This is a genomic window from Bradyrhizobium canariense (genome assembly GCF_019402665.1).
Classification (GTDB): domain Bacteria; phylum Pseudomonadota; class Alphaproteobacteria; order Rhizobiales; family Xanthobacteraceae; genus Bradyrhizobium; species Bradyrhizobium canariense.
Map to the genome: position 1 here is coordinate 39,815 of NZ_VSST01000067.1, position 24,000 is coordinate 63,814.

18 protein-coding genes, 1 tRNA gene and 1 pseudogene are annotated in these 24,000 nt (G+C 60.1%); 4 read left to right on the plus strand and 16 right to left on the minus strand.

Annotation, left to right across the window (positions count from 1 at the left end):
- Positions 1-37: 37 nt before the first annotated feature.
- The 9 genes from FXB41_RS31940 to FXB41_RS31980 all read right to left on the minus strand — a co-directional run bounded on the left by FXB41_RS31940 (position 38) and on the right by FXB41_RS31980 (position 12,328).
- The gene (locus FXB41_RS31940) at positions 38-1,495 is read right to left on the minus strand and encodes an aldehyde dehydrogenase family protein (protein ID WP_219684602.1); all 1,458 of its coding nucleotides are present in this window, start codon (positions 1,493-1,495) and stop codon (positions 38-40) included.
- An 83-nt stretch (positions 1,496-1,578) separates the two neighbouring features.
- Positions 1,579-2,757, minus strand: coding sequence for an alanine racemase (locus FXB41_RS31945; RefSeq protein ID WP_246649386.1), 1,179 nt, complete (start codon positions 2,755-2,757; stop codon positions 1,579-1,581).
- A 26-nt stretch (positions 2,758-2,783) separates the two neighbouring features.
- Positions 2,784-3,656: a GNAT family N-acetyltransferase gene (locus FXB41_RS31950; protein ID WP_219684604.1), complete on the minus strand. Its 873-nt coding sequence runs from the start codon at positions 3,654-3,656 to the stop codon at positions 2,784-2,786.
- A 386-nt stretch (positions 3,657-4,042) separates the two neighbouring features.
- Positions 4,043-5,470, minus strand: coding sequence for a threonine synthase (gene thrC / locus FXB41_RS31955; protein WP_219684605.1), 1,428 nt, complete (start codon positions 5,468-5,470; stop codon positions 4,043-4,045).
- A gap of 87 nt (positions 5,471-5,557) precedes the next feature.
- Positions 5,558-6,868 (minus strand): NAD(P)/FAD-dependent oxidoreductase, encoded by a 1,311-nt coding sequence (locus tag FXB41_RS31960; RefSeq protein WP_219684606.1) that lies wholly within the window; start codon positions 6,866-6,868, stop codon positions 5,558-5,560.
- A gap of 153 nt (positions 6,869-7,021) precedes the next feature.
- Entirely contained in the window at positions 7,022-7,900 is an 879-nt protein-coding gene (locus FXB41_RS31965) for an ABC transporter permease (RefSeq protein ID WP_007601129.1), read from the minus strand.
- A gap of 36 nt (positions 7,901-7,936) precedes the next feature.
- Positions 7,937-8,887 (minus strand): ABC transporter permease, encoded by a 951-nt coding sequence (locus tag FXB41_RS31970; RefSeq protein WP_219684607.1) that lies wholly within the window; start codon positions 8,885-8,887, stop codon positions 7,937-7,939.
- Between the two features lie 76 nt (positions 8,888-8,963).
- Positions 8,964-10,628 carry a peptide ABC transporter substrate-binding protein gene (locus FXB41_RS31975; protein ID WP_007601127.1) on the minus strand — a complete coding sequence of 555 codons (1,665 nt, stop codon included), beginning with the start codon at positions 10,626-10,628 and terminating at the stop codon, positions 8,964-8,966.
- A complete protein-coding gene (locus FXB41_RS31980; protein ID WP_007601126.1) occupies positions 10,625-12,328 on the minus strand; it encodes an ABC transporter ATP-binding protein in 1,704 nt (567 codons plus the stop codon). The genes FXB41_RS31975 and FXB41_RS31980 overlap by 4 nt, the downstream gene beginning before the upstream one ends.
- Before the next feature lie 754 nt (positions 12,329-13,082).
- Between FXB41_RS31980 and FXB41_RS31985 the strand changes: the two genes are divergently transcribed.
- Both FXB41_RS31985 and FXB41_RS31990 read left to right on the plus strand, forming a co-directional pair.
- Positions 13,083-14,408: an NAD(P)/FAD-dependent oxidoreductase gene (locus tag FXB41_RS31985; RefSeq protein ID WP_007601123.1), complete on the plus strand. Its 1,326-nt coding sequence runs from the start codon at positions 13,083-13,085 to the stop codon at positions 14,406-14,408.
- Positions 14,409-14,523: 115 nt separating this feature from the next.
- A complete protein-coding gene (locus FXB41_RS31990) occupies positions 14,524-15,000 on the plus strand; it encodes an Lrp/AsnC family transcriptional regulator (RefSeq protein ID WP_018453188.1) in 477 nt (158 codons plus the stop codon).
- A gap of 95 nt (positions 15,001-15,095) precedes the next feature.
- Here the strand turns inward: FXB41_RS31990 and FXB41_RS31995 are convergent, their stop codons facing one another.
- Positions 15,096-16,469, minus strand: a complete 1,374-nt coding sequence (locus FXB41_RS31995) for an aspartate aminotransferase family protein (RefSeq protein WP_219684608.1) — start codon at positions 16,467-16,469, stop codon at positions 15,096-15,098.
- 314 nt (positions 16,470-16,783) lie between these two features.
- Here FXB41_RS31995 and FXB41_RS32000 point away from each other — a divergent pair, with 314 nt between their 5' ends.
- Entirely contained in the window at positions 16,784-17,473 is a 690-nt protein-coding gene (locus FXB41_RS32000) for a haloacid dehalogenase type II (RefSeq protein ID WP_007601119.1), read from the plus strand.
- A 239-nt stretch (positions 17,474-17,712) separates the two neighbouring features.
- Here the strand turns inward: FXB41_RS32000 and FXB41_RS32005 are convergent, their stop codons facing one another.
- The 3 genes from FXB41_RS32005 to FXB41_RS32015 form a co-directional block, all read right to left on the minus strand.
- Positions 17,713-19,170: an NAD-dependent succinate-semialdehyde dehydrogenase gene (locus FXB41_RS32005; RefSeq protein WP_219684609.1), complete on the minus strand. Its 1,458-nt coding sequence runs from the start codon at positions 19,168-19,170 to the stop codon at positions 17,713-17,715.
- Between the two features lie 279 nt (positions 19,171-19,449).
- Positions 19,450-19,806: a cupin domain-containing protein gene (locus FXB41_RS32010; RefSeq protein ID WP_007601117.1), complete on the minus strand. Its 357-nt coding sequence runs from the start codon at positions 19,804-19,806 to the stop codon at positions 19,450-19,452.
- 14 nt (positions 19,807-19,820) lie between these two features.
- A complete protein-coding gene (locus tag FXB41_RS32015) occupies positions 19,821-20,744 on the minus strand; it encodes a 2-hydroxyacid dehydrogenase (protein WP_007601116.1) in 924 nt (307 codons plus the stop codon).
- Between the two features lie 278 nt (positions 20,745-21,022).
- Here FXB41_RS32015 and FXB41_RS32020 point away from each other — a divergent pair, with 278 nt between their 5' ends.
- The gene (locus tag FXB41_RS32020; protein WP_219684610.1) at positions 21,023-21,901 is read left to right on the plus strand and encodes a GNAT family N-acetyltransferase; all 879 of its coding nucleotides are present in this window, start codon (positions 21,023-21,025) and stop codon (positions 21,899-21,901) included.
- A 748-nt stretch (positions 21,902-22,649) separates the two neighbouring features.
- Here FXB41_RS32020 and FXB41_RS32025 read toward each other — a convergent pair.
- The 3 genes and pseudogenes from FXB41_RS32025 to FXB41_RS32035 all read right to left on the minus strand — a co-directional run.
- Positions 22,650-22,725: transfer RNA gene (locus FXB41_RS32025), tRNA-Lys, on the minus strand.
- 189 nt (positions 22,726-22,914) lie between these two features.
- The gene (locus FXB41_RS32030) at positions 22,915-23,550 is read right to left on the minus strand and encodes a Spy/CpxP family protein refolding chaperone (protein WP_219684611.1); all 636 of its coding nucleotides are present in this window, start codon (positions 23,548-23,550) and stop codon (positions 22,915-22,917) included.
- 194 nt (positions 23,551-23,744) lie between these two features.
- Positions 23,745-24,000: pseudogene (locus FXB41_RS32035) on the minus strand (C4-dicarboxylate ABC transporter); the annotation flags it as partial.

The following is a 24,000-nucleotide window of genomic DNA, read 5'->3' on the forward strand; positions in this document are numbered from 1 at the left end:
ATCTTAGTTTTGAACGGCTCGCCCTAGAGGTAGCGTTTCATTGATAAAATCCGAGAACGGCCTTGGTCTCGAGATATTCTTCCATGCCTTCGCAGCCGTATTCCCTGCCGTTCCCGGAACGCTTGTATCCGCCAAAAGGTGCGTTCGGATCCCAGTCGGGATAGTTGAGATGGACCTGACCGGACTGGATCTGCCCAGCCACTTTCCTCGCGGTGTCCATATCAGTGCCCTGCACATGCGCGCCGAGGCCGTAGACCGTGTCGTTGGCGATCTCGATCGCCTCGTCAACCGAATCGTATGGAATGATAGACAACACCGGGCCGAAGATCTCCTCCTGAGCTATCCTCATGTCGCGACGGACGTTCGAGAAGATCGTCGGCCGCGCATAGAGGCCGATCTGAAGGTCGTCGGGCCGCCCCGGCCCGCCAATGACAAGCTTGGCGCGTTCCTCCAGGCCGACGTCGATCATAGTCTGGACGCGCTCGAACTGCGGCCGGTTGGCGATCGGACCATGGGTCGTGCATTCCGAAAGCGGATCGCCGACCACTATTTCGGAAGCAGCCGCCGCGGCGAGAGCCTCAACCTCCGCCATCTGCGAGCGGGACACAAGCATGCGCGTCGGCGCGCTGCAGGATTGGCCGAGATTGCGGAAAGCGGCGCCGACGCCGAGTGGAACGGCCCGGCTCAGCTCGGCATCCGGCAGAATGATATTTGGCGACTTGCCACCGAGTTCCTGGGCAACCCGCTTGACGGTGGGCGCAGCCGCCTGCGCAACGAGAACTCCGGCACGGGTCGAGCCGGTGATCGAGACCATGTCGACCTGCGGATGCGACGCCAGACCGGTGCCCACGACGGGACCGGTCCCATTGACGAGGTTGAATACGCCGGGCGGACAACCGGCATCGTCGATCACCTCGGCGAACATCAAGGCGCTCAGGGGCGACAATTCGCTTGGCTTCAACACCACCGTGCAGCCCGCCGCGAGCGCCGGACCGACCTTGGCTGTGATCTGGTAGAGAGGCCAATTCCAAGGGGTGATGAGACCACAGACGCCGATCGCCTCGCGCATGAGGGCGGTGCTGCCGCGCGGGCTGATGAAAGAATAGGTCGCGAGATTGTCACGCGCGACGCGGATATGTTCGGCGGCCAGCGGCACCTGGGCGCGGCGCGCATAGGTGATAGCGGCCCCCATCTCGCTCGTGATCGCCTGCGCGAACAGCTCGAGCCGCTCCAGGAGCAAACCATGGATCCGGTCGAGCAGCGCTGCACGCTCCGGAGCCGGCTTGCAAGACCAGCCCGCGAAGGCTCGTCTGGCCGCGGCGACCGCGTATTCCACGTCCTCGTCGTTTCCGAGCGCGACTTCGGCGATTGGCTGCTCGGCCGCCGGGTTGACGACGACCGCCATCGCCGATCCGCTGGGCTTGCGCCATTCTCCGTCGATGTAGAATTTGCCGAGGAAGCCGGCTTCCGTCAGGTGTCGAACGGCCGAGGTCATTGGAAGCGATCCTTGATCCGGTAATAGGCGCCGACCAGCGGAAGCTGGGCATGCGCAAATCGCCGCCCGATTCTGTTTCAGGTTTACCAGCCGCGCATCCGCGGCCACTGAGCTTCGATTGCGTCACTTCCCGCCGAGATGACATTGTACAGTTCGTGCTGTGACGCCATCGCGCAGGCATGATTGGGCAGAATCCTGACCTTCGCGCCGATCGGGATATGCGGGAGGGCTGCAGCCGATCCGGACCTGACGGCGAGGATGCCGTGCTCCTGGCTCGCCTGCGCGACGATCAGGTTCGGATAGAGTTGGCCGGACAGATCGCAGACGAGACCGTAACCTTGGTCAACCCGCTGCGCCGCGGTGCCGCGATCGCGTGACAGTGCCATCCAGCCCGCATCGACCAAGATCCATCCCTTCTCCGGCTTCGTGCCGATGATGGTGGCGAGAACCGAGATCGCGATGTCGTCGGTCGTGCAAACACCGACGCCGTGCATCACCAGATCGAAGAACATGTAGACGCCGGCCCGCATCTCCGTGACACCGGTCAGGTCATCGGCGAAATGGGCGGTCGGCGTCGAACCGACACTCACGACCGGGCATTCATGCCCCGCCGCCCGCAATGTCTCCGCGGCCGCCACGGCCACGGCCCTTTCGTTCTCTGCTGCCGCGACGAGAGCATCGGACGTGTAAAGGCTGTAAGATTCGCCGGCATGGGTGAGAATGCCGGCGAGCGTGACGCCGGCCTCGGCCAGGGCCGCCGCGACGGCGATGAGTTTGGGATCGGTGGCGGTCAGCCCCCCGCGATGGCCGTCGCAGTCGATCTCGATGAAGGCGGAGGGCGTCACGCCGGCGGCGTGCGCGGCCGCGCCCAACATCGCCGCCTGTTCAGGGGAATCGAGCAGCACCTTAAGGTCAACGCCGGCTTTGCGGAGACGGATCGCCCTTTCAGCGGTGTGCGGTGCCACGCCGACGGCATATGTCACGTCACGGAAACCGTACTGCGCGAAGTACTCAGCCTCCGCCAAGGTGGAGACGGTGATCGGCCCGGGCCCGGAGGGATAGGCGCGCCGGGCGACCTCAATGGATTTCGCGGTTTTCATATGGGGGCGCAGCACGACGCCAGCCGCGGCCATACGAGAGGACAGACGGGCGAGATTGCGATCCAGCCGGTCTTTGTCGAGCAGGAGGGCCGGCGTCGCCAACGCGCCGACCGTCGCGGCTATTTCGCATGGCGCGGCGTTGTGGACATCGATCCCGCGCATATCCCAGCGTTGCATCTCAAGGTCTCCTAGCCGAACGACTGGTTGGCGACCGCGAACCTGCGCGCTGGCCCGGTCGATGGCGTCTGCGCCCCCATGACCATGGTGGTGGCGTCGCTGACCTGCTGCAGCCCGATGCTTTCGAGCCAGTCCCCGAGCTGCGAGGAGGCAGAGGTGTCGATCCGGACGAAGACACTCCCGAGGGGCGCGAGCGCGGCCTCGATCAATGCGCGCGCATCAGTCGGGCTCTCGGCAACCACAGGGCCGATGACATGCCCGCGGCCGAAGAGACGGGAAATGGCGTAGCCGCGGGGCGTGCCGTCACGCAAGAGGACGTAGCCGTCGCCGACCTCGATCAGCCGGTTCAGCATCTCGCGCCTCGTCCAGCCGGAGGCCTCGTGATCGAGCTCCACGATCGCCCCGAAGTCCGATGGAACCATCAATCTGACGTTTGCGAGCGGCGGCGTGTCGCGGCGCTGGCGAGGAACGCCATGATGCTGGTGCAGCATGCCGATGCTCGCGAAGCCGCGGCGTGCGTAAAGCGCAAGGCCCTCTGCCGTCGAATTCAGCGTGATGATCCGTGGTCGTGCCGCCGCGAGCAGCGCGTCCATCAGCCGGGCCCCGTAACCCCGTCCCTGAACGGCTTTCGAGACGATGATCATTCCGGCGGAAGCATGGGTGTCGCCGTAAGGCCACCACAGCGCGGTCCCTACCACAGCACCCGCACTCGTCACCACGAAACCGCGGCCAAGCTGCAGCGCAAATTCCCAATCCTTGAGCAGATACGGCCAAGACATCTCCTGCGAGAGCTTCAGCGCACCTTTCAGGTGCGCTCTCGCGAAAGGGATCAGGGCCACGTCTTCGTTCGCGCGATCTCCGGCCTGGGTAGCTGCGGTTGCCATGATGCGTCGACGTCTCTCGCTTCGGTTACCGGACTAATCGTCAGTGCCTGACACGGCGAGGTCCGTCTGACGATGTTCACACGAATTGCAGCGTACCTTGGCTCCGACAGCATTACGCGATCAGACTGACGCAAAGTTCGGCAGGGTATTGCATTGATGATACGGTAGAAGAGACAATCTGCTGTCAGCGGCTCGTGCGCCAAGGTCAGCTTCGCGCCAAGACCCGCCGAACCCGTGAGGGCCGACCGCAACTTTACTCGCGTCCGCTGACACCGGTCGCCATCCTCAGGCGTGCTTGCAACGTCGCGGTCGCTTTTGCGTTGCGAACCTCGTCGCATGACAACTCCGGCCGAGGCTGAAACACTCCTCGATCCGAAACCGACCCTTCAGCACGTCGCACCCTGCACGACGTCGGCGATGTAGTTCTTCACGGCCCGTCCATCCGGGGGAAGGACTTTGACTCGCCTCGGCAGCCCTTCTAGTCCATCGAACCGTTGCGGACGATCTGGCTGCCGGCCTAACGCTTCCTTGATCGTCGAAGCGAATTTGATTGGCTGTGCAGTTTCGAGCACAAGCATCGGCGTCTCGGGGTTCGCATGCATGCGCCCGACCGTCACACCATCCGCAGTGTGAGGATCGATCATTGTGTTGTAGCGGTCCCACGTGTCACGGATCGTCGCCAGTCGATCGGCATGGGTGCTCCTGCCGCTGCGGAATCCAAAACGCGCCGCCGCCGTTACGAAGCTGGGATCACCGCTGAGGTCGAACGAACCGCATTTCCGAAGTTGGTTCTCAAACAGCGATTTCGTCCGACTGGCGTTGCGACCGAGTAAATCGAAGATGAACCGCTCGAGATTTGACGCCTTGGAAATATCCATGGAAGGGCTCGATGTTTCAAGCGTGTCAGCTCGGCTTCTGGCGCGATAAACGCCGGTGCGGAAAAACTCGTCGAGCACGTCGTTTTCGTTGGTCGCAAGAACGAGACGGGATATTGGAAGTCCCATCATGCGCGCAACATGACCAGCGCAGATGTTTCCGAAGTTTCCTGAAGGCACGGAAAAGTCAACGCCTGCTGACCTCCCTTCGGAGACTTGAAAATAGCCGGAGAAATAATAGACGACCTGCGCGACCAGTCGGGCCCAGTTGATCGAATTCACTGCACCTATCTTATATCGTCGTTTGAATTCCAGATCGCTGGACACACATTTGACGATGTCTTGGCAATCGTCGAACACGCCATCTATGGCGATGTTGTGGATGTTGGCGTCCTGCAGGCTGAACATCTGAGCTTGCTGAAAGGAGCTCATCCGTCCGAGGGGCGACATCATGAAGATCCGCACCCCCTTCTTGCCGCGCATTGCGTATTCCGCAGCGCTCCCGGTGTCGCCACTGGTGGCCCCAAGAATGTTCAATTCGTCGTGCCGGCGTGCCAGTTCGTACTCGAGCAGATTGCCGAGCAACTGCATGGCCATGTCCTTGAACGCCAGCGTAGGACCGTTCGACAATTCCTGGAGGTAAAGCCGCGTCTCCAGCTTTCGAAGCAAAACGATGCTCGAAGCTCCAAATATCTCGGGCGTGTAGGTCTTTTCGCAGATTGCCTTCAGGTCAGCGGGCGGAATATCGCTGACGTAGAGCGACAGGACCTCGAAGGCGAGGCTGGGATAGGACAAGGAACGCCATGCATCCAATGTAGCGGCGTCCACACGCGGGTAGGTCTCAGGTACGTACAGCCCGCCGTCCTCGGCGAGGCCTTCAAGCAATGTCTCGCAGAACTGTCTGCGACCTGAATGTCCGCGCGTGGATACGTAGTGCATCGATGCTCTTCTTTCGAGAGGCGGCAGTGCCGCCAGCTCCATGACCCGGGTTGTACCTTTGAGAATGCCCGATGGAGCTTCCAGCCGTCAGCGGCGGTCGCGCCACAGCGCGAAATGATCCTGCATCCGATATCCCCAGATCATGGCGGGCATGAACCAGGGATCGCCACGATAGAGCGGGATGGAGTCCGGCGGACGGAAGTCAAAGGCGGTGCGCGCCCGTTCGTGGTTTCCCATCAGCTTGTGGGCCGCGTGCATCCCGATCCAAGGCGCCCAGACGACGCCTGAACCGCAGAAGCCAGTGGCATAAACCACACCGTCCTCTTCGAAGATGCGCGGGAGCATGTCGCGATTCATCGCCACATTGCCGAACCAGCTGTGCGAAAGGCGAACATTCTCGAGTTCGGGGAAAAGGTTCACCAGCCCCTTGCGCAGCAGGAGCTTTGGAGCCACCGGGTTACCGACACGAGAGCTGTCGCGCCCCCCTAACAGGATACGTTTGCCGTCGGGCGATGGGCGGTAATAGAACCCGATCTGGCGGTTCTCGGTCATCATCATGCGTTTGGGCATCAGCCGCGCTATGACGTCAGGTGCGAGCTCCTCGGTTGCAATGATCCGGCTGCGAACCGGGACCAGCCTGCGGCGCAGGAAGGGAACGGCGCTATCAGTATAGCCATTCGTGCAAACCAGAACCTGACGCGCCTGCACCGAACCGGCCGAGGTCACGATGCGGAATCCGGAGCCGTCCCTCTCAATTGAGATGACGGGCGTGTCCGCATGAACCGCGACGCCCGAAGCGAGCGCCACGCGAAGCAGTTCAGCGTGAAACTTCGCCGGTTGTAGCCCACCGATATCCATCCGGACTGTTCCACCCCGGTAGACATCGGTGCCGATGTAACTGCGCTGCTCGGCATAGGGTACGGCGTGAGACTCGATCCGCAGCCTCTTCGCTAATACTTCCGCGCTACGCGCCATCGTGTCGTACTGCTCATATCCGAACGCGCCCTTGAACTGCCCGACCAGTCGGAAATCACAGGCGAGCCCTTCAGTCTTGATGAAATCGTAAAGGAATTCGCGGGCGATCTTGCCTTCGGCCTCGATTGCCAACGCCTTGTCTTCGCCGAAGCGTCGGGAGATCGCCGCGTAATCCGGCCGTATGCTTGCGCTGGTTATTCCACCGTTGCGCGTCGAGGCGCCCTCGCCCGGAGTCATCGCGTCAAAGGCCGCAACCGAGCGTCCCTCGCGCGCCAGCACCAGCCCGGCCGAAAGAGAGGCATAGCCAGCGCCCACGATCAGTACGTCAAGTTTCTTGGGAAGAGTCTGTTGAGGCAGCGACCTAAGTGGTGCGGCTTCCCACCAATAGGGCGTGTCCTTCTCTGCGGCTCTGGGCTCGTGCATGTCGCTGACTTCTCGGGTGTTAAAGGTGGCCTTGGATTACTGACAAGACGGATTCTGATCAGCCAACGCGGTGCTTGCGACGTCTACGCTATCAGGAGGTTCTGCCGGATAGCCTTCAACGCTGTCCGCTGCCTGCCACCTGGGCTCAAGCCGTCAAATGTGGTCATCTCTAACGTCAAGCGCATCGCGCAACCCGTCGCCGATGAAGTTGAAGCTGGTCACTGCGATCGTAATCGCCGCGCCTGGAATGATGGCAAGCCAGGGAGCGCTGGCCAGATATTGCTGGGCGCCGTTGAGCAGATTGCCCCAGCTGGGCAGCGGTGGTTGGATGCCGTAACCGAGGAAACTGATATAGGCCTCCAGAAGAATCGCACGGGCGACGGTGAGGCTTGCGGCCACAATGATCGGACCGGTGGCATTGGGCAGAATTTCGCGAAGCATGATATGCCTGCCGCTCAGACCGACCATGCGCGCGGCCTGGACAAACTCGCGCTCGCGCAGCGAACGGACCTCGGCTTCGACGATCCTGGCAACCTCCATCCAGCTCGTGACAGCGATGATGACAGTGATCATCATCGGACTGGGCCGGAGCGTCGCCGCCAACGCCAGCACGAGGAAAATCGAGGGGAAGGAAAGAAAGCCATCCACCGTGCGCATCAGCGCCGCTCCGATCCAGCCGCCGCGATAGCCTGCGGTCACGCCAACGAGCGTTCCGATCAGCGTTGACAACAACATCGCGGAGAATCCCACCAGCAGTGAGACGCGCCCAGCCATCAACAGCCGCACAGCCAAGTCTCGCCCCAACGGGTCAGTGCCGAAATAATGATGACCACTCAACGGAGGAGCAAAACGGGCGCGCATATCTATGTGGAGCGAGTCGTAAGGCAAGGCGTAGGGGCCCAAGACGCACGCCAACACGAGCAGGGCGATCATCGCGAATCCGAGCAGCGCCAGATGGTGTCGCATGAAGCGGCGCACACCGCGGCTGTGCCACCAGCGAATTGGAGGGAGGTGGGCGGCGATGTCAGTCATAATTGGGACTCCTGTTGACGGCACGAACCTGCGTCTTCAGCTGAGACGAATGCGCGGATCGACGAGTGCGACAAGGATGTCTGCGACGAGATTGCCCAGCACGACAAGGATGGCTGAGAATATCAACAGCCCCATGACCATCGGATAATCACTGTAGCCGAGGCTGTCGAGAAACAGCCGCCCCATTCCCGGCCAGGTAAAGATGGTCTCAGTGACCAACGCGCCAGTCAGAATGCTCGGCAACTGCACCCCAGCCAGCGTGATCATCGGCAACAGCGCATTGCCGACGACATGCTTCAGCAGGATGCGGCGCTCACTCAGGCCCTTGGCGCGAGCCGTCTTGACGAAATCCTGGCTCAGTGCATCGAGTGTCGCGGTGCGCATGTAGCGACTCCAGACCGCGACGTGGACCAGCGACAGCACCAAACTTGGCAGGATCAGGTGATGCAAGTAGTCCGGCACCGAGCCGTCACCGATCGTGTACATGTTCCCTGCAGGCACCCAACCGAGCTTCAGCGTGAAGATATAGATGCCGACGAGACCGAACCAAAAGGTCGGGACCGACAGCGCGACCATGGCGCCGATCGTCGCGCAATAATCGAACAGGGAATAGCGGTGGGTGGCACCGCGGATTCCGATCCAGGAACCAATGGCGATGGCCAGTGCCGTGGAGGTGCCCATGAGCAGCAACGTCGCGAAAAGGTGACGCCCAATCACCGCCAGCACCGGCGTGCCGTCGCGGAAAGAGTGTCCCCAGTCGCCTTGAACCAGCCGCCAAGCCCAATCAAAATACTGAATCCACAGCGGCCGGTTCAGCCCGAGCTGCTCTGCCAGTCGCTCAATGTCCTTCTGAGTCATGCCGGGATCCAGACCGAACTGCGCGAGAGGACCGCCCGGCATGAAGTTGAGCACCGTGAAGCCGATGATCGAGACGATCACCAACAGCACGATGCTCTGCGAAAAACGATTGAGCAGGAACCCGGGCATTCGAGTCTCCATATTAACTTGACAGCGGCTAGTCGGTCGCCGCCCTGCGCCTATCCGGGCCCCGGGCGGCGATACGTCAACTCGCCCAAGACCAAGCCAGCGCGTTCCAAGATTCAGTGCGCGTGTTGACGTTCGGCGCGACCCCGGAAATGCCTTTCTTGTTACCCTGGACCGCATTGATCTGGTACAGCGGAAGGAAGGGCAGGTCGCGACGAACAAGCTCTTGTACCCGACGGTAGATCGTGCGCCGCGCGTCCGGATCGAAGCTGCGAACCCCTTGATCGAGCAAGGCATCGACCTCTAGATTTGAATACTGCGCATTATTCGAACCACGCCCGCCCTTCGTTCTAATCGAACGCGAGTGCAAGCGATTGGTCACGTCCGGGTCAGCACCGATCAGATACGTGCTACCGACGATCACGGAATCGAATTGCGATTGCTGCCAGAACTCGCCCCACATCACGGCGGCGGGCAAGTTCGATATCTTCATCTCGACGCCCAACTGAGAAAATGTCTGCTGCAAGAACTGCTGCACCTGCTCGCGAAGCGGATCGCCTGAAGTGGTCGAGCTGGCAAAGGACAGGCGGACGCCGCTTTTGGCCCGAATGCCATCCCGCCCGGGCATCCAGCCGGCTTGGTCGAGGATCTGGCGCGCGCGGTCCAGATTGTATGCGTGCGCTGGAAGATTGGGGTTATAGTAGATGGCCTGCCTCGGCATGAAGGTCTCCGTCGGAGTCGGCACGCCGTAATAGAGCCCCTGGATAATCGATTCCTTGTCGATGGCTGCATAGAGCGCCTCACGGACTGCAAGCTCCCTGAACTGTGGACGCTCCAGATTCAGGTAAAAGGACTCGAATGAGGCCTTTGGGACCAGTGTCACAACTCGGTTCGCCAGCGCCTTGGCTTCCTCGTAATGGTCAGCTGTGATGTACGGCTGCCCCATCAGGTCCACGTCGCCGCTCTTGAACTGAGTGTAGAGGACGGTGAGGTCGGGAATGTATTTGAAGATCAGCTTCTCGATGTGAGGGCCTTCTCCGAAATATTCGGAGTTAGCCACGAGCTCGAGATGATCGCCTGCGACCCGCTGGCCCCACTTGAACGCGCCGGTGCCAACAGGCGCCTGGTTGAAGGCAGCGTTGTTTGGATTGGCCTCCTTCTCGAGGATGTGCTTGGGCACGATGAAGGTTTCGGTGAGGAACGACAGATAAGGCGCAAAAACCTGTTCCATTCGCCACGAGATCTCCGTGGGCGAGATCACCGTGATGTCGCGCACGAGGGCATGGCCGGCGGTGCGCCAACTCCGGAAGTCCGGGTTGGTGATCAGTTCGAGGGTGAACTTCACATCCTCGGCCGTGAAGGGTTTGCCGTCGTGCCAGCGGACATCATCACGCAAACGAAGGTGCCATTTGAGACCGTCCTCCGAAATGCCGCCGTTCTTCTGGTTCGGTACTTCGACGGCAAGGTTGGGCTGAATCTCGCCTTTTGGGTCGATCCGGAACAGCGCGTCAAAAACCGAGAAATGGACACCATCATCGACTTCAATGTGTACCATCAGCGGATTGAAGACTGTCGGCTCTTGTCCAAGTCCGACGACGATGCGACCGCTCGGTTTGGCGGGAGCCTTCTGAGCGAAGGCGGGCGTACCCAACAGGCCTGGTGCAGCGAGGCCGGCAGCCCCGGCCACCATCAATCGAAGTGCATTGCGCCGTGAATAGCTCGAGTCAAAATAAGCTTCCGTCATGACCTCTCCTCGTTCTTGGCTGTGTCCCGCCGGTGTTCATTGACTCCCGCGAGCGCGCGAGCGCCCCTTGGCTGCTCGCCGGGGATGGCAGCGACGAGCTCGCGCGTGTAGGCGGATTTCGGGTCCAGGAAGATCTGCGACGGCGGTCCGCGTTCGATGATCTGTCCTCGATGCATAACCGCAATTTCATCGCAGATCTGGCTGGCGACGCGCAGATCATGCGTGATGAAGATCATCGAGACGCCAGTCTCCCGCTGAATCTGGTCCAGCAGCTTCAGGATCTGGGCCTGGATTGACACGTCAAGCGCGGAGACGGCTTCGTCGGCGATCAGCAATTTTGGTTTGAACATCAGCGCCCGGGCGATGCCGACGCGCTGGCGCTGCCCGCCGGAGAATTCGTGCGGATAGCGTTCAAAGGCGCCTGAATCCAGGCCCACATGGGACAGAAGCTCACGCGCCCGCTCACCAGCCTCTCTGTGCGGCACGCCGTGCGCGACCGGCCCTACTGTGAGAATTTGCCCGACCGTCGAGCGCGGGTTGAGCGACGCAAAAGGATCCTGGAAGATCATCTGGATTTTTGGCCGCAGCGGCCGAAACTCGGCCTCGGTAAGCCCGGCGACGTCGCGGCCTTCGAACAGAATCGAGCCACCGTCGCTCTCCATGAGCTTGATCAGCAGCCGGCCGAGCGACGATTTGCCCGAACCGCTTTCTCCGACAACGCCTAGCGTGCGGCCCTGCGTGAGATCGAACGAGACACCATTGACCGCAGTCACGATGCGCTGCGTGCGGAAAAGCGCACTGCCGCTGCGATAGGTCTTGACCAGACACTCGACCTTCAGGATTGACGCCCTGTCGGCGGCTTCCAACGGATTGCGGTCCTTGCCGGTCAGGTGCGGCACGGCCGCGATCAGGCGGCGCGTATAGAGGTGACTGGGCGACTTGAGCACTTGCTCGGCACTGCCTTGCTCCACGCAATGGCCCTTCTCCATCACCACAACGGAATCGGCAATCTCCGCCACGACTCCAAAGTCATGGGTGATGAACATCACGCTCATTCCCTTGCGGCGCTGAATGTCGCGGATCAGTTTGAGGATCTGCGCCTGCGTCGTCACGTCGAGTGCGGTCGTCGGCTCGTCCGCAATCAGGATCGCGGGCTCAAGAGCCAGGGCCATGGCGATCATCACCCGCTGCCGTTGCCCGCCCGAAAGCCGGAATGGATACTGGTGATACATGAGTTGCGGATCGGGAAGACCGACTTCAACCAACAAGTCTATGGCGCGGCTGCGACGGGATTTCGCGGTCCCAACGTCGTGCGCTGCCATCACTTCCTCGATCTGCGCGCCCACGGTCATCAGCGGATTGAGCGCTGAGAGCGGATCTTGAAAGATCATCGAGACGACGCGGCCGCGAAGGTTGCGGAGCTTATCGGGCGAAATGGCTACGATGTTGGTCCCATTCAGGTCGATCGAACCCGAGGTAACACGTATCGCCTTGGGCAGAAGCCCCATGATCGCATTGGCTGTGACCGACTTGCCCGATCCGGACTCTCCAATGATGCACAGTATCTGACCACGCTTCAGATCAAAGGAGACGTTCTCGACGGCGTGAGCCCGCTCCATCCCGGCCGGCAAGCTCACGGTCAGGTCACGCACCGAGAGTGCCACATCTTCCGAAGCTACAGCCTGAGAGGCAGAGGCCATTTGAACAGTCTCCCCTTTCAACGGCGTTGGGTCGTTCTGCTGCGGATTGGCTCTTCGGCCATTGTTGGCGCCGCGACGATCGGACAGGTCGAAAATTCGCCGCTCATTTTGCCATTCCCTGTTCGGAGAGTGCGACATGATTCAAAGCTTGGTGCTCAACAGCAAAAAAAGCTGTCGCTCAAGCCAAAACATCGGACGAGCGGCCAACTCGATCACTGAATCGAAGTTCTTGGAGCTAACAATCCCATCCAGCTTGATTGCTCTTGTGGAGGTCTGTTCCTGGACAAGGCTCATCCAGCTTCCCTTTAGAACTTCTGCCATTGATCGACATTGACCCGGCATTCGCGAGTTTGACTGCTTCAATCACCCCAGAGTCGCCGAAACGCGCCGTATGGGCAGCAGGAAGTTCTGAAAACGAAGTGCCATCTGGCATTTCAGTCTGCGCCGCCAAACGTCGGAGATCAATTACCGAACCGGACTAGATTGAGATTGCCGCCGCGACGAGAGAACTCTCAGGCGGCCTGTCTTTTACGCACAAGCGCACTATCGTTGTGCACGGCACGGCCGCACGCGCTCAAAGCTTGATGCCCTGGTGCTTTGGCGAATGAGGTGGGCGCCAGCGACGTGTTCTCACAATAATAGCTTGAACAGAAGTCGGCAAACCGCAGAATATTCCGTCTAATCACAAATTCCCGCAGAGCACCTGCCGCGAATGCTCAGCTACGATAGGTCAAACGCCGGGAGTCCTCGCTTCATGAGTGCGCCGCTCATCCATATTGAATCAAGCCCGTCTCTGCCTCAAGAGGCTGACGTCGTCGTCATTGGCGGCGGCGTGGTGGGCGTGTTCACGGCGTACTATCTCGCCCGCCGCGGCGTTAAGGTCGCCTTGCTCGAAAAGGGGCGTGTCGCCGCCGAGCAGTCCAGTCGCAATTGGGGATGGTGTCGTCAACAGAATCGCGACGCGCGCGAGCTACCGATTGCCACCAAGAGTCTCGATCTTTGGGAGACAGTAGCACAGGAGACCGGGGAAGACACGGGGTTCCGCCGCTGCGGGCTTCTCTATCTGTCGAATGACGAAAATGAGCTGACCGGCTGGGCGAAGTGGCGCGATTTTGCAAAGACGGTCGGCGTTACGACACAGATGTTGAGCACGAACGAAGCGAGCGAGAGGGGCAAAGCGACGGGCCGCAAATGGAAAGGCGGCGTATTCTCTCCAACCGACGGAACGGCAGACCCTTCGAAGGCTGTGCCCGTGGTCGCGCGTGCGATCATGACGGCTGGCGGCACGGTGCACCAGCACTGCGCCGCTCGCGGCATAGAGCTCCGTGCCGGCCGGGTGAGCGGCGTAGTGACCGAAACAGGCACAATCCGGACCAACACGGTGGTCATGGCAGGAGGGGCCTGGGCCTCTTCGTTCTGCAACCAGCTCGGCATTCGCTTCCCGCAGGCGTCCGTGCGCCAGTCCATTCTCGCCGTGGCTCCTGGCGCAGCCGGCCTGCCTGATGCCCTGCACACCGCACTCGTGTCGCTTACGCGACGTAGCAACGGCGGATACACTGCGGCGATCGGCGGGCGTGCGCGCGTCGATCCAACGCCGCAGCAATTCAGGTTCGCTCGCGAATTCGTGCCTATGTTCGCGCGACGCTGGCGCAGTCTCGCCCCTGGAGCATTCGAGGGCATGCGCCAAGGTCATGAATCCTTGGCGAAGTGGGCGCTCGATGAGACGACCCCGATGGAGCTGAACCGGACACTTAGTCCCCGTCCCGACATGCGGCAGATTCGGCTGACACATCAACGAGCTTGCGAATTGCTGCCTGAACTCCGTCGCGTCGCAATCTCCAATGTCTGGGCCGGTTATATTGACAGCACACCGGATGGCGTTCCCGCAATCGGTGAGGTGGGGGCGATTCCAGGCTTTATCCTTGCGGCAGGGTTCAGCGGCCACGGTTTCGGGATTGGCCCCGGCGCGGGGCACCTAATCGCCGACATCATTACGGGTACTGCGCCGATCGTCGACCCGCGTCCATACAGGCCGGAGCGGCTGAAAACGGGTGCCTGGGGCAAGGTCGCCGAGTTCTGAAAAGCAATCTCTCCGCCCGGTGGGAAAGGAAGCTGGTTGGTGCTATGACAGTGCGTATGACGCTGAAGCCTCAAAGCCTTGACGCCGCTATGGCTCCCATCTCATGGCATTGCTTATGAAGCTCGATAAGATCGACATCAGGATTTTATGCGAACTGCAGAAGAACGGGCGGACTTCCAACGTCGAGCTCGCAGAGCTTATAAACCTTTCCCCGAGCCCCTGCCTGATGCGCGTCAAGAGACTCCAGACGGAGGGCTTCATCACCGGCTATTCCGCCCAGATCGACGTCTCCAAGCTCGGACAAACTCTGACTGTGTTCGCCGAGATCACGCTCAAAAATCATCGCCAGATCGATTTCGCGCGCTTTCTCACGACTATCGAAAAGATAGATTCAGTCGTCGAATGCCATCTGGTTTCGGGCGGATATGACTACCTCGTGAAGTTTATCACAGCGGGAATCAGCGAATATCAGGCGCTGATGGAACGTCTCGTCGAGATGGATATCGGAATCGACAAATACTTCAGTTTTGTCGTGCTGAAGTCCCCGATCGTGAAATCCCATCTGCCTCTCGAAAGCATATTCAATAGCTGAAGAACAATCCTCCACCTCGGGGGGCATGGACAGATCGTCGCGTCGCGCTACGGCTCAGGCTTTTGCTGGCCTCGGAATGACAGGCGCAGTGATCATCATTTCATCGCCGCGCGGACGTCGCTGTCTTCGAGGGTTTGGTCGAGCGTCATGCGAGTTCGTTCGATGATGCCGTCGATGTCCCCATCCGTGCAGCAGAGCGGGGGCGCAAAACCCAGCACGCCCTGGGCAAAGGCGCGGATGACGAGACCGTTGTCCCATGCGCGGTCGAAGATGCGGCGCGCCGCGTCGGCTTCCGCCGGCAGGGGCGTCTTGCGCTCCTTGTCCGTGACGAGCTCGATTGCGGCCAGCATGCCGCGACCACGGACATCGCCGACAAGTGGATGATCTGCAAGCGCGCGAAGGCCCTCCATCAGGCGGTGCCCGGCCTTCCGGCCGTTTGCCAACAAGCCGCTTTCGTAAAGATCCAGGCACGCGAGTCCGACCGCTGCACTGACGGGATGTGCGGAATAGGTGTAGCCGTGGCCGACCGCCGTCCTGCCGGCTCCGTCCGCAATCGTATTGTAGACGCGGTCGGACATGAAAACGGCTCCCATCGGCACATAGCCCGACGTCAGACCCTTTGCGGTGGTCATGAAATCCGGCACGACGTCGTCTTCTTCGCATGCGAAAAATGGGCCGACACGACCAAAGCCAGTGATGACCTCATCGGCAACGAACAAAATATCGTTCTCCCGGCAAACAGCGTGCATGGCTTTCAGCCAAGACGGCGGTGGCACGAGGACACCCCCTGATCCCTGAATTGGCTCGACGTAAAAAGCCGCAACGCGGTCTGCGCCCAGTTCGGCGATCTTGGCTCGCAGGGCCGCAACCGACGCAGCAATGATAGCCTGAGGATGGGAACCGACAGGATTACGATAGGCATAGTGCGACGGAATTTTGTGCTGCCAGCTATAAGGTACCCCAAAGCCCGCATGAAAGGCAGGGATCGCGGTCAAGCCGGACCCTGCCGTCGACGATCCATGGTAGCCATGCTCGACGGAAATGAACTGATCCTTCTCCGGCGTACCCTTGGCATGATAATAGTACCGAATAAATCGGATCGTGCTGTCGACGGCATCGGAGCCACCCAGCGTGAAGTAAACATGGTTCAAATCGCCAGGCGCTAATTCGGCCAACCTGGCGGCCAGCCGGATGGCTGGATCGGAGCCCAACCCGAAATAGCCCGTCGCATAGGGCAGTTCGCGCAGTTGTCTCGTGGCTGCATCAACGATGCTGTCTTGTCCGTACCCGGCATTGACACACCACAGGCCGGCGAAGCCGTCGAGCAATTGATGGCCCGAGACGTCGGTCAGCGTCGCGCCCTTCGCCGATCTTAACACCCGCACACCCAAGGCCTCGTGAGTGCGATAGGATGAGACCGGGTGAACCAGATGCGCACGATCCAGCTCGATCAGCGAATTGCTCAACATGTCGTCCTCCATATCAACCCGAAGGCAGATTAGGATATCCAGGACGGCAGTTCCTCCCAAGCCGCGCCCGGATCGGAGGAGTTTTGACTTTCGTTGGTGATCGATGCCGCAGCTTATGCCGGAGCAGGCCCGGCGCATGACGGTGCTGCTCAACGCGAGCGGTTGCTTGGCGCAACTCTCTGCCAAAGCTTCGATCCGGTACGACACAATCTGCTTCCGGCTTCAGCGAAAGCGGCGCTTTATCTTACGAGATGCTCCTTATGATGCTTGTCGTACCGGCGCGCGGTGCCGAGAAGATTGGAGGATTCCACGTCATGACCAAGTTCCGACCGAAATATATCACTTTCGATTGCTATGGCACGCTGACGAATTTCGACATGGCCGGTGCGGCAAGGCGAGTCTACGGCTCCCGGCTTTCTGCCACGACGATGGCAAGTTTCATCAAGGATTTCGCTGCCTATCGCCTGGACGAGGTTCTTGGCGCGTGGAAGTCATACTTCGAGGTCGTGCACAACTCGGTGGAGCGCGCGTGCAAGCGCAACGGTGTCGTATTTCGGCCGGAGGATGCCCAGCGCATCAATGAAGAGATCCACACATGGGGTCCACATCCCGACGTCCCGGCCGGTCTGGCCAAAGTCGCCACGGAGTTACCGCTGGTGATCCTGTCGAACTCCATGAAGAACCTCATCATGTCGAACGTCGAAAAGCTCGGCGCGCCCTTCCACATGATCATCACGGCCGAGGAGACCGGCGCCTACAAGCCGCACATGAAGGGCTTCGAGTACATGCTCGACAAGCTGGGCTGCGGCCCGGAAGATATTACCCACGTCTCCTCGTCCTTCCGGTACGACCTGATGACGGCCTACGACCTGGGCATCAAGAGCAAGGTGTGGGTGAACCGCGGTCACGAGCCCGCGAACCCCTTCTATGAATACACTGAGGTCGCGGACATCGGCGGGCTCGCCGCCGCAGTCGGCTTGGAGCCCCTTCGAAGAAGCGCGTGAAGGCGTATCCTTTTCGGGCTCTTTCGCGGCACGTAGACCTTCGAAAATTTCAGTAGAGACTGTTGCGTGATGAATAAAGGGGGCGGTTCAACCGCCCCCTTTTTCTGTGTTTGAACTACTCATCCGACAGAATTGTGTTACTTCGCTGTTGAGGCATCATGCTGTTTATCGCGCGGACGCGGTCCGCCGCAAAATCGAAGAACCCTTCGATTCCTCTCCTGAAACCAGGAATCGTCCCCTTATTCCAATCCGCCGACATGAAGCGTTTTGATCTCGAGATATTCATCTATCCCGAGCTGGGATCCTTCGCGCCCCAGCCCCGATTGTTTTACGCCGCCGAAAGGCGCGACCTCGGTCGAGATCAGGCCGGTGTTCAGGCCTACCATGCCGAATTCCAGCGCCTCGGCAACGCGCCATGAGCGCTTGAGGCTCTCCGTATAGAAATAGGCGGCAAGACCGAAGGGCGTGCCGTTCGCGATCGCGATCGCTTCGTCCTCCGTCTTGAAGCGGAAAAGCGGCGCGACTGGTCCGAACGTCTCTTCTGAGGCCAAGAGCATGTCAGCCGTTGCCTCACCGAGCACGACGGGGCGGGCATATTGCCTACCTTCCGGCATATATTCGCTCTGCGAGATGATCCTCGCGCCCTTGTCCAGAGCGTCTGTGATGTGCCGCTTGATCTTTTCTATCGCCGCGCCATTGATCATTGGTCCGATTTCGACGCCTTCTTCGGTGCCGGCCCCGACCTTCATTTTCGCAACCCGTCTGGCCAGCTTTTCTGCAAAGGCATCGTAAATGCCTGATTGTACCAAAATGCGATTGCAGCAAACGCAGGTCTGTCCGCCATTACGAAACTTCGACGCAATCGCGCCCTCAACGGCCCGGTCGAGATCGGCATCATCAAAGACGATGAACGGCGCGTTGCCGCCGAGCTCGAGGCTGAGCTTCTTGATGTTGTCGGCGGCGCCTTTCATCAGCAATGCGCCGACGCGAGTCGACCCGGTAAACGAGATCTTGCGAACAGTTTCATTGGCCATCAATTCCTGGCCGATTTCCGCGGGCATGCCCGTCACTATATTAATGACGCCCGCCGGGATCCCTGCCTGCTCCGCAAGTACGCCGATCGCGAGCGCCGAAAACGGCGTAAATTCAGATGGCTTGATGACCACGGTGCAGCCCGCAGCAAGCGCAGGTGCCACCTTGCGCGTGATCATGGCGTTAGGAAAGTTCCAGGGCGTGATAATCCCGCAGACGCCGACCGGCTCTTTCAGCACCAGAATGCGGCGATCGGCAGTAGGTGACGGGATGGTCGATCCGTTGATCCGGCGAGCCTCTTCCGCAAACCATTTTACGAAGGATGCCCCATAGCGGATTTCTCCGAGCGATTCAGCAAGCGGTTTGCCCTGTTCCAAAGTCAGCAAGAGCGCCAGATCCTGCTCATGCTGCCGCATGAGCTCATACCAACGCTCCAAAAGTGCCGCGCGTTCTGCGTGAGTAGTCTTCTTCCAACGTTTGAACGCATCAGCCGCAGCGTTGATTGCAGCCGCAGTCTCGTCACGCCCCATGTCGGGGATAGTGCCAAGGACGTTCTGGCTGGCAGGATCGATGACATCAACGGTCGATTTCGCGTTCGCATCCCGCCAGTTGCCGCCGATCAACGCCTGCTGGCGAAACAGATCCTTGTCCTTCAATGCGATCATCTTCTTTTCCCTTCGGGGCCAACCCCGCCATCACAGCGATGCGTAATCGGCTCATGTTCCTTGTCCACGAGCGAGTCTGCTCGACGTGAGTTCGACAAGCACGCTGTTGGATTTGCCATCGGTGAGATCGAATCTTCTCATCCGAGCAATACAGGATCGAACGCCGCATTTTTCATCGAGAATTAAGCGCCTGGCGGCGTTGAATCGCATAAGACGCGACTCGAAAAGCGATTATTCTGACAGCGCGCCTATATTAGGAGCGCACTTCGAGCTTTGTGCTCAGTCATAAGCGCAGACGTAGATCTTTCGCACGGTCTCGATCGTGCGCCAGATGCCGACAAAGCCCGGCTTCATCACAAAGCTGTCGCCGGCGCGGTAAGTCTTCGTCTCACCACCCTTTTCCTCAATTTCGATGAGACCCGAGATGATGTGGCAGAACTCGTAAGTGGTGCCCTTAATGGAATGGGTCTCGCCGGGCGTTGCTTCCCAGACGCCGGTCAGCACCTTCTCGGCTTTGGAGGCGTCCTGCGCCCAGGTCTTGAAGGATGGATTGCCCGAAATGAGCCGTTCCGGAACAGGCAAGGCGTTCTTTGGTGCGAAGTCCGGATCGGGATCGATAGAAATCAGAAGGGACATGACATCATCCTTGGTTAATAGCCGAGTGTTCGATCGACAAGCCCGATCGGATTTTTTCCAGCGCGGTGGCGCCGGATGTTTTCTACGACGGATTGTGCCGCCGAATGCGGTTGCGTCACGGATGCGATGTGCGGAGTTATCATCACCTTCGGGTGCGACCAGAGCGCATGGCCTTCCGGCAGCGGCTCGGGGTCGGTGACATCGAGCATAGCTGCTGCAAGGCGGCCGCCGTCGAGCGCCTCGATGAGTGCGGCCTGGTCGAGCTGCGGGCCGCGGCCGACATGCAGCAGTCGCGCTCCCATCGGCAAAAACGAGAAGAGTTTTGAGTTCAGGAGGCCGCGGGTTTGCTCCGTCAGGGGCAGAAGACAGACGAGAATATCCGTTCCTCTCAGGAAACTGCCCAGCTGATCGTCGCCATGAAAGCAGGTGACGCCCTCGACCACATTTTTGCTGCGGCTCCATGCGGCAAGGGGAAATCCAAAGGGCTTGAGGCGATCGATTGCCGCTTGCGCCAGCATCCCAACGCCCAGGAAACCCACGCGGCGTTCGGTCGCCTGTGGGGTGACAAGATCTTGCCACCTGCCCCTTCTCTGCTGCTCCCGATATGCGAGCATCTCGCGATGGAGCGCCAGCACGCCGAGCACGACGTATTCCTGCATCATGCGTATGATGCCATCCTCGACCATACGCACCAGCATCACATGGTCGGGTATGATCTCGGGCACGAACTGGTCGACTCCGGCACCGATGGAAAAGAGCACCTCCAAATTGCGATAACGCGAGACGTCGTCCGGCACTTTCCAGGTCAGCAGATACCGCACCTTTTCCGGGTCGATGCTTTTCCTCCCCTGGTAGAATTCCAGATCGGGGAGCTCGCGCGCAAATATCTGGCGGAATATTGCGCCCCGAGCGGCATCGGAATTGAAAAGAAACCCCATCGAGGGACCCTTCGTGTCACGCGGCGAGATGCTCAATGACTTGTTGGCGCGCAGCGAGCTCGCCGGACATCTACAGCCTAGCGGCAAGCAGAAGCTTTCTCTGCCGAATCTCGGTGCGCTATATGCCGAACATTTCGAACACTTGTACCAAAACAGGTGAAACCTGCTGGCCTTCCGTGCAATGCTGCGGCAAACACGTTTGCTGTCGCAACTGGGCAGCAGGTTCATAAAGCACGCCAAGCCATAGACTTTGGCATTCCGCGAAGGAATGAACTGAGATGGGACGATCCGTACGCCTGAAGTCCTTCGAATTGGTCGCGCGCGACATTCGAGACGTTGATGTGAAGCTGCTCCACGCGCTCTCGATTGCGGTCGGCTGGCCGCATCGGCCAAAGGACTGGGATTTCCTGCGCCGCGCCGGTCAAGGCATCGTCGCTGTTGACGGCATCGGGCGCGTTTTCGGAAGCGCGATGTGGTTCCCGCACGGAAGCGAATTCGCCACCATCGGCTTGGTACTCACATCGCCGCGCACCCAAGCACAAGGTACCGGCCGATGGCTTATGGAACAGGTATTCGAACGGTGTGGGGATCGGAATCTTACCCTGAACTCGACCGATGCTGCCTATCATCTTTATCTGTCGCTGGGCTTCACCAAGGAAGCGGTCGTGTATCAGTGGCAGGGAGAGGTCGTATCACCCCTTCCACCGATATCAGTTCTGGATGGCGAATTGAGATCGGCGTCAGCCGAAACACTCAATGAGATTGCAGCGCTGGATGAGCGTGCGTTCGGCACGAGCCGCCGGGAGCTGCTTGCTCTGCTTTCGGAAGGTGCGTCAATCTGTGTACTGCGCCGCGACGGCAAGACAGTCGGCTACTCCATGAAGCGCGAGTTCGGGCGTGGTCACGTGATCGGTCCCATTGTCGCCAGCAATGATTATGACGCGATCCATCTCACGGCCGTGCATCTTAAGGATCTCACCGGCCGTTTCGCCCGCGTCGATACTCGGGAGCAGACGGGCCTATTTGCTGATTATCTTCAGCAGAGCCGCCTCGCTATAAGCGAGACGGTCACAACCATGTCCAAGGGACGGCGATTCCTGAACCGAAAGGAAAACGAGCCGTGGGTCTACGGATTGGCCGCTCACGCGTTGAGCTGAGCTGAGAAGCAAATCGTTGATCGGCGCTGGTTTCCGACGCCGGTGCTCGCCCTTATTCTACAGGCAACGGCTTGGCGCCGATTCACGGAAATGGTTGAGGTCACTAATGTGCTCTCGCCAATTTGGCCATATAGGCTCAACAAAATAGCCGTCGTTTTTGCCGATGTCGCCTCGACCTGAAGAAGCTGACGAGGGTCTCCGCCGGAAAGAGACTCGCCGGCAACGTCCTTAAGCGCGCGAACGTACAAAATTGTAGGTTTGCCCTCATTAATGGATATGGCATTCTCGAGGTTCGTAGGTAGAGCAAAAGCCACTGTTTGACCTGTGGCAGGAAAAATGGGCCGAAGCCTCGGCGGACCACCGGACCGGGGAGCGTCGCGAAGCGCCCCCGATAGATTCACATCGGGGAGGCGCAACAGCCGATACCGACCTTCGCTTCAGGTGCAAACCGAAGCTCCGCGCCTTCTACTGGACATTCATACCGAAGCGCGCAGACCATCGTGAAGCACTGCCGCGCCCGCAATGCGGCTCGCGCCGATTTCGGTATCGATAGGCTTGAATTGCAGGTGCTGAAGGAAGGTATGAAGAGCTGAACGCAGACCGGTAGATTTCGTGTTACAGGTCGAGGGGCTTCGGTCCTAATTATCCGACTCGTCGCACGGCGTGCGACCATCAAAAGCGTCGCACGAGACCCGGCTTGTTCTGCGGAGGAATTTAAAAAAGCCCTTGCGGGCCAATCTCTTAAGGGTGGTGGGCGCACCAGGGCTCGAACCTGGGACCCGCTGATTAAGAGTCAGCTGCTCTACCAACTGAGCTATGCGCCCGAAAGGCGGTTAAAGCCTTGCGAGGCCGGTCGTTTAGCAAAGCGATCCGGGTCTGGCAAGCGATGGCACGTAAGTTTTCCAAGGCTATGACAAGGGTATGCCAAGGGCGTGCCCACATCCCCCAAAAAAGCGAAAAGCCGCTGGATTCCAGCGGCTTCGCCAGGGTTGAGCGGGGCCACCCTTGCAGGCTCAGAGCCGGCCCTCGCGGTCCCCGTCCGGGCCGCCGTCGCGGTCGAAACGGTCACGGTGGAAGTGGTCCATACCGCGCTCCATCATGCGGTCCATGCCACGCTCCATGAAGTGGCGGCGCGGGCCGTCTTCGCCGCCTCCGAACGGGCCGCGGTGGCGGGTCAGCACGGCGAGGCGCCGCTTCTGGCCCTCGTCCAGAGTCTTGTAGAGCGGATCGGCGGCATCGGCGATCTTCTTCAGGGCCGCCGACGTCGCCCCCATGTCCTCGGCGCGCTGGCGCAGGCGGGCGACCGGATCTTCCGGCCTGTCGGCATCCTTGTTGGCGTCCTTATTGGCGTCCTTGCCGGCATCGCCGGGACCGGCATTCATCCGCGCATTGGCGCGGTCCATGCGCAGCTTGGCGAAGTCGCGCACGGCGGCCTCGACCGGCGGCCACAGCTTCTCCTGATCGGCGTTGAGCTTCAGCCCGGCATGGACGGCGGCGATCCGCGCGTCGACCATGGCGGCGCGGTCTTCCGGGTTCATGCGGATGTGGCGCATGTGCTCGTGCATCCACGGGCGATGATAGTGGGCATAGACCGCGCCCGAGCCGGCGATGCTGAGCACGGCGATGGCGGCGATGGTGAATTTCCTCATGCGAACTCTCCTCTGGAAGGATGCCATGAGGATGGGCGCAGCGCGGCTTACGCGCAACTTACAACTTGGACAGGGAGCGCGTTCTTTCGAAGATGTAACGCTCCTGAATTTTAGTTCAGTCGCAATCGGAAATCATTCGCAACAAAAGGGGCTTCCGCGCCCGGCACGGAAGCCCCATTCATGGTCCGTTCAAATCAGTTCGTCGTGCTCTTCGCTTCCTTCTGGAACTCGTCGATCAACGGTTGGCCGATGCGGCCTGCGGCGTCCTTGTAGACCGGCTCCATGGCCTTACGCATCGCCTCATCCTGCTCCGGCGTGAGCTTGATGATCTCGCTCTTGCCGCTCTTCCTGATCGGCGAGCGCGTCCTCGTTCTCCTTCTGCGACTGCGTATTGTTGAAGTCGGTCGCTTCCTTCATCGCCTTCGTCAGCTGGTCGCGGATGTCGGCCGG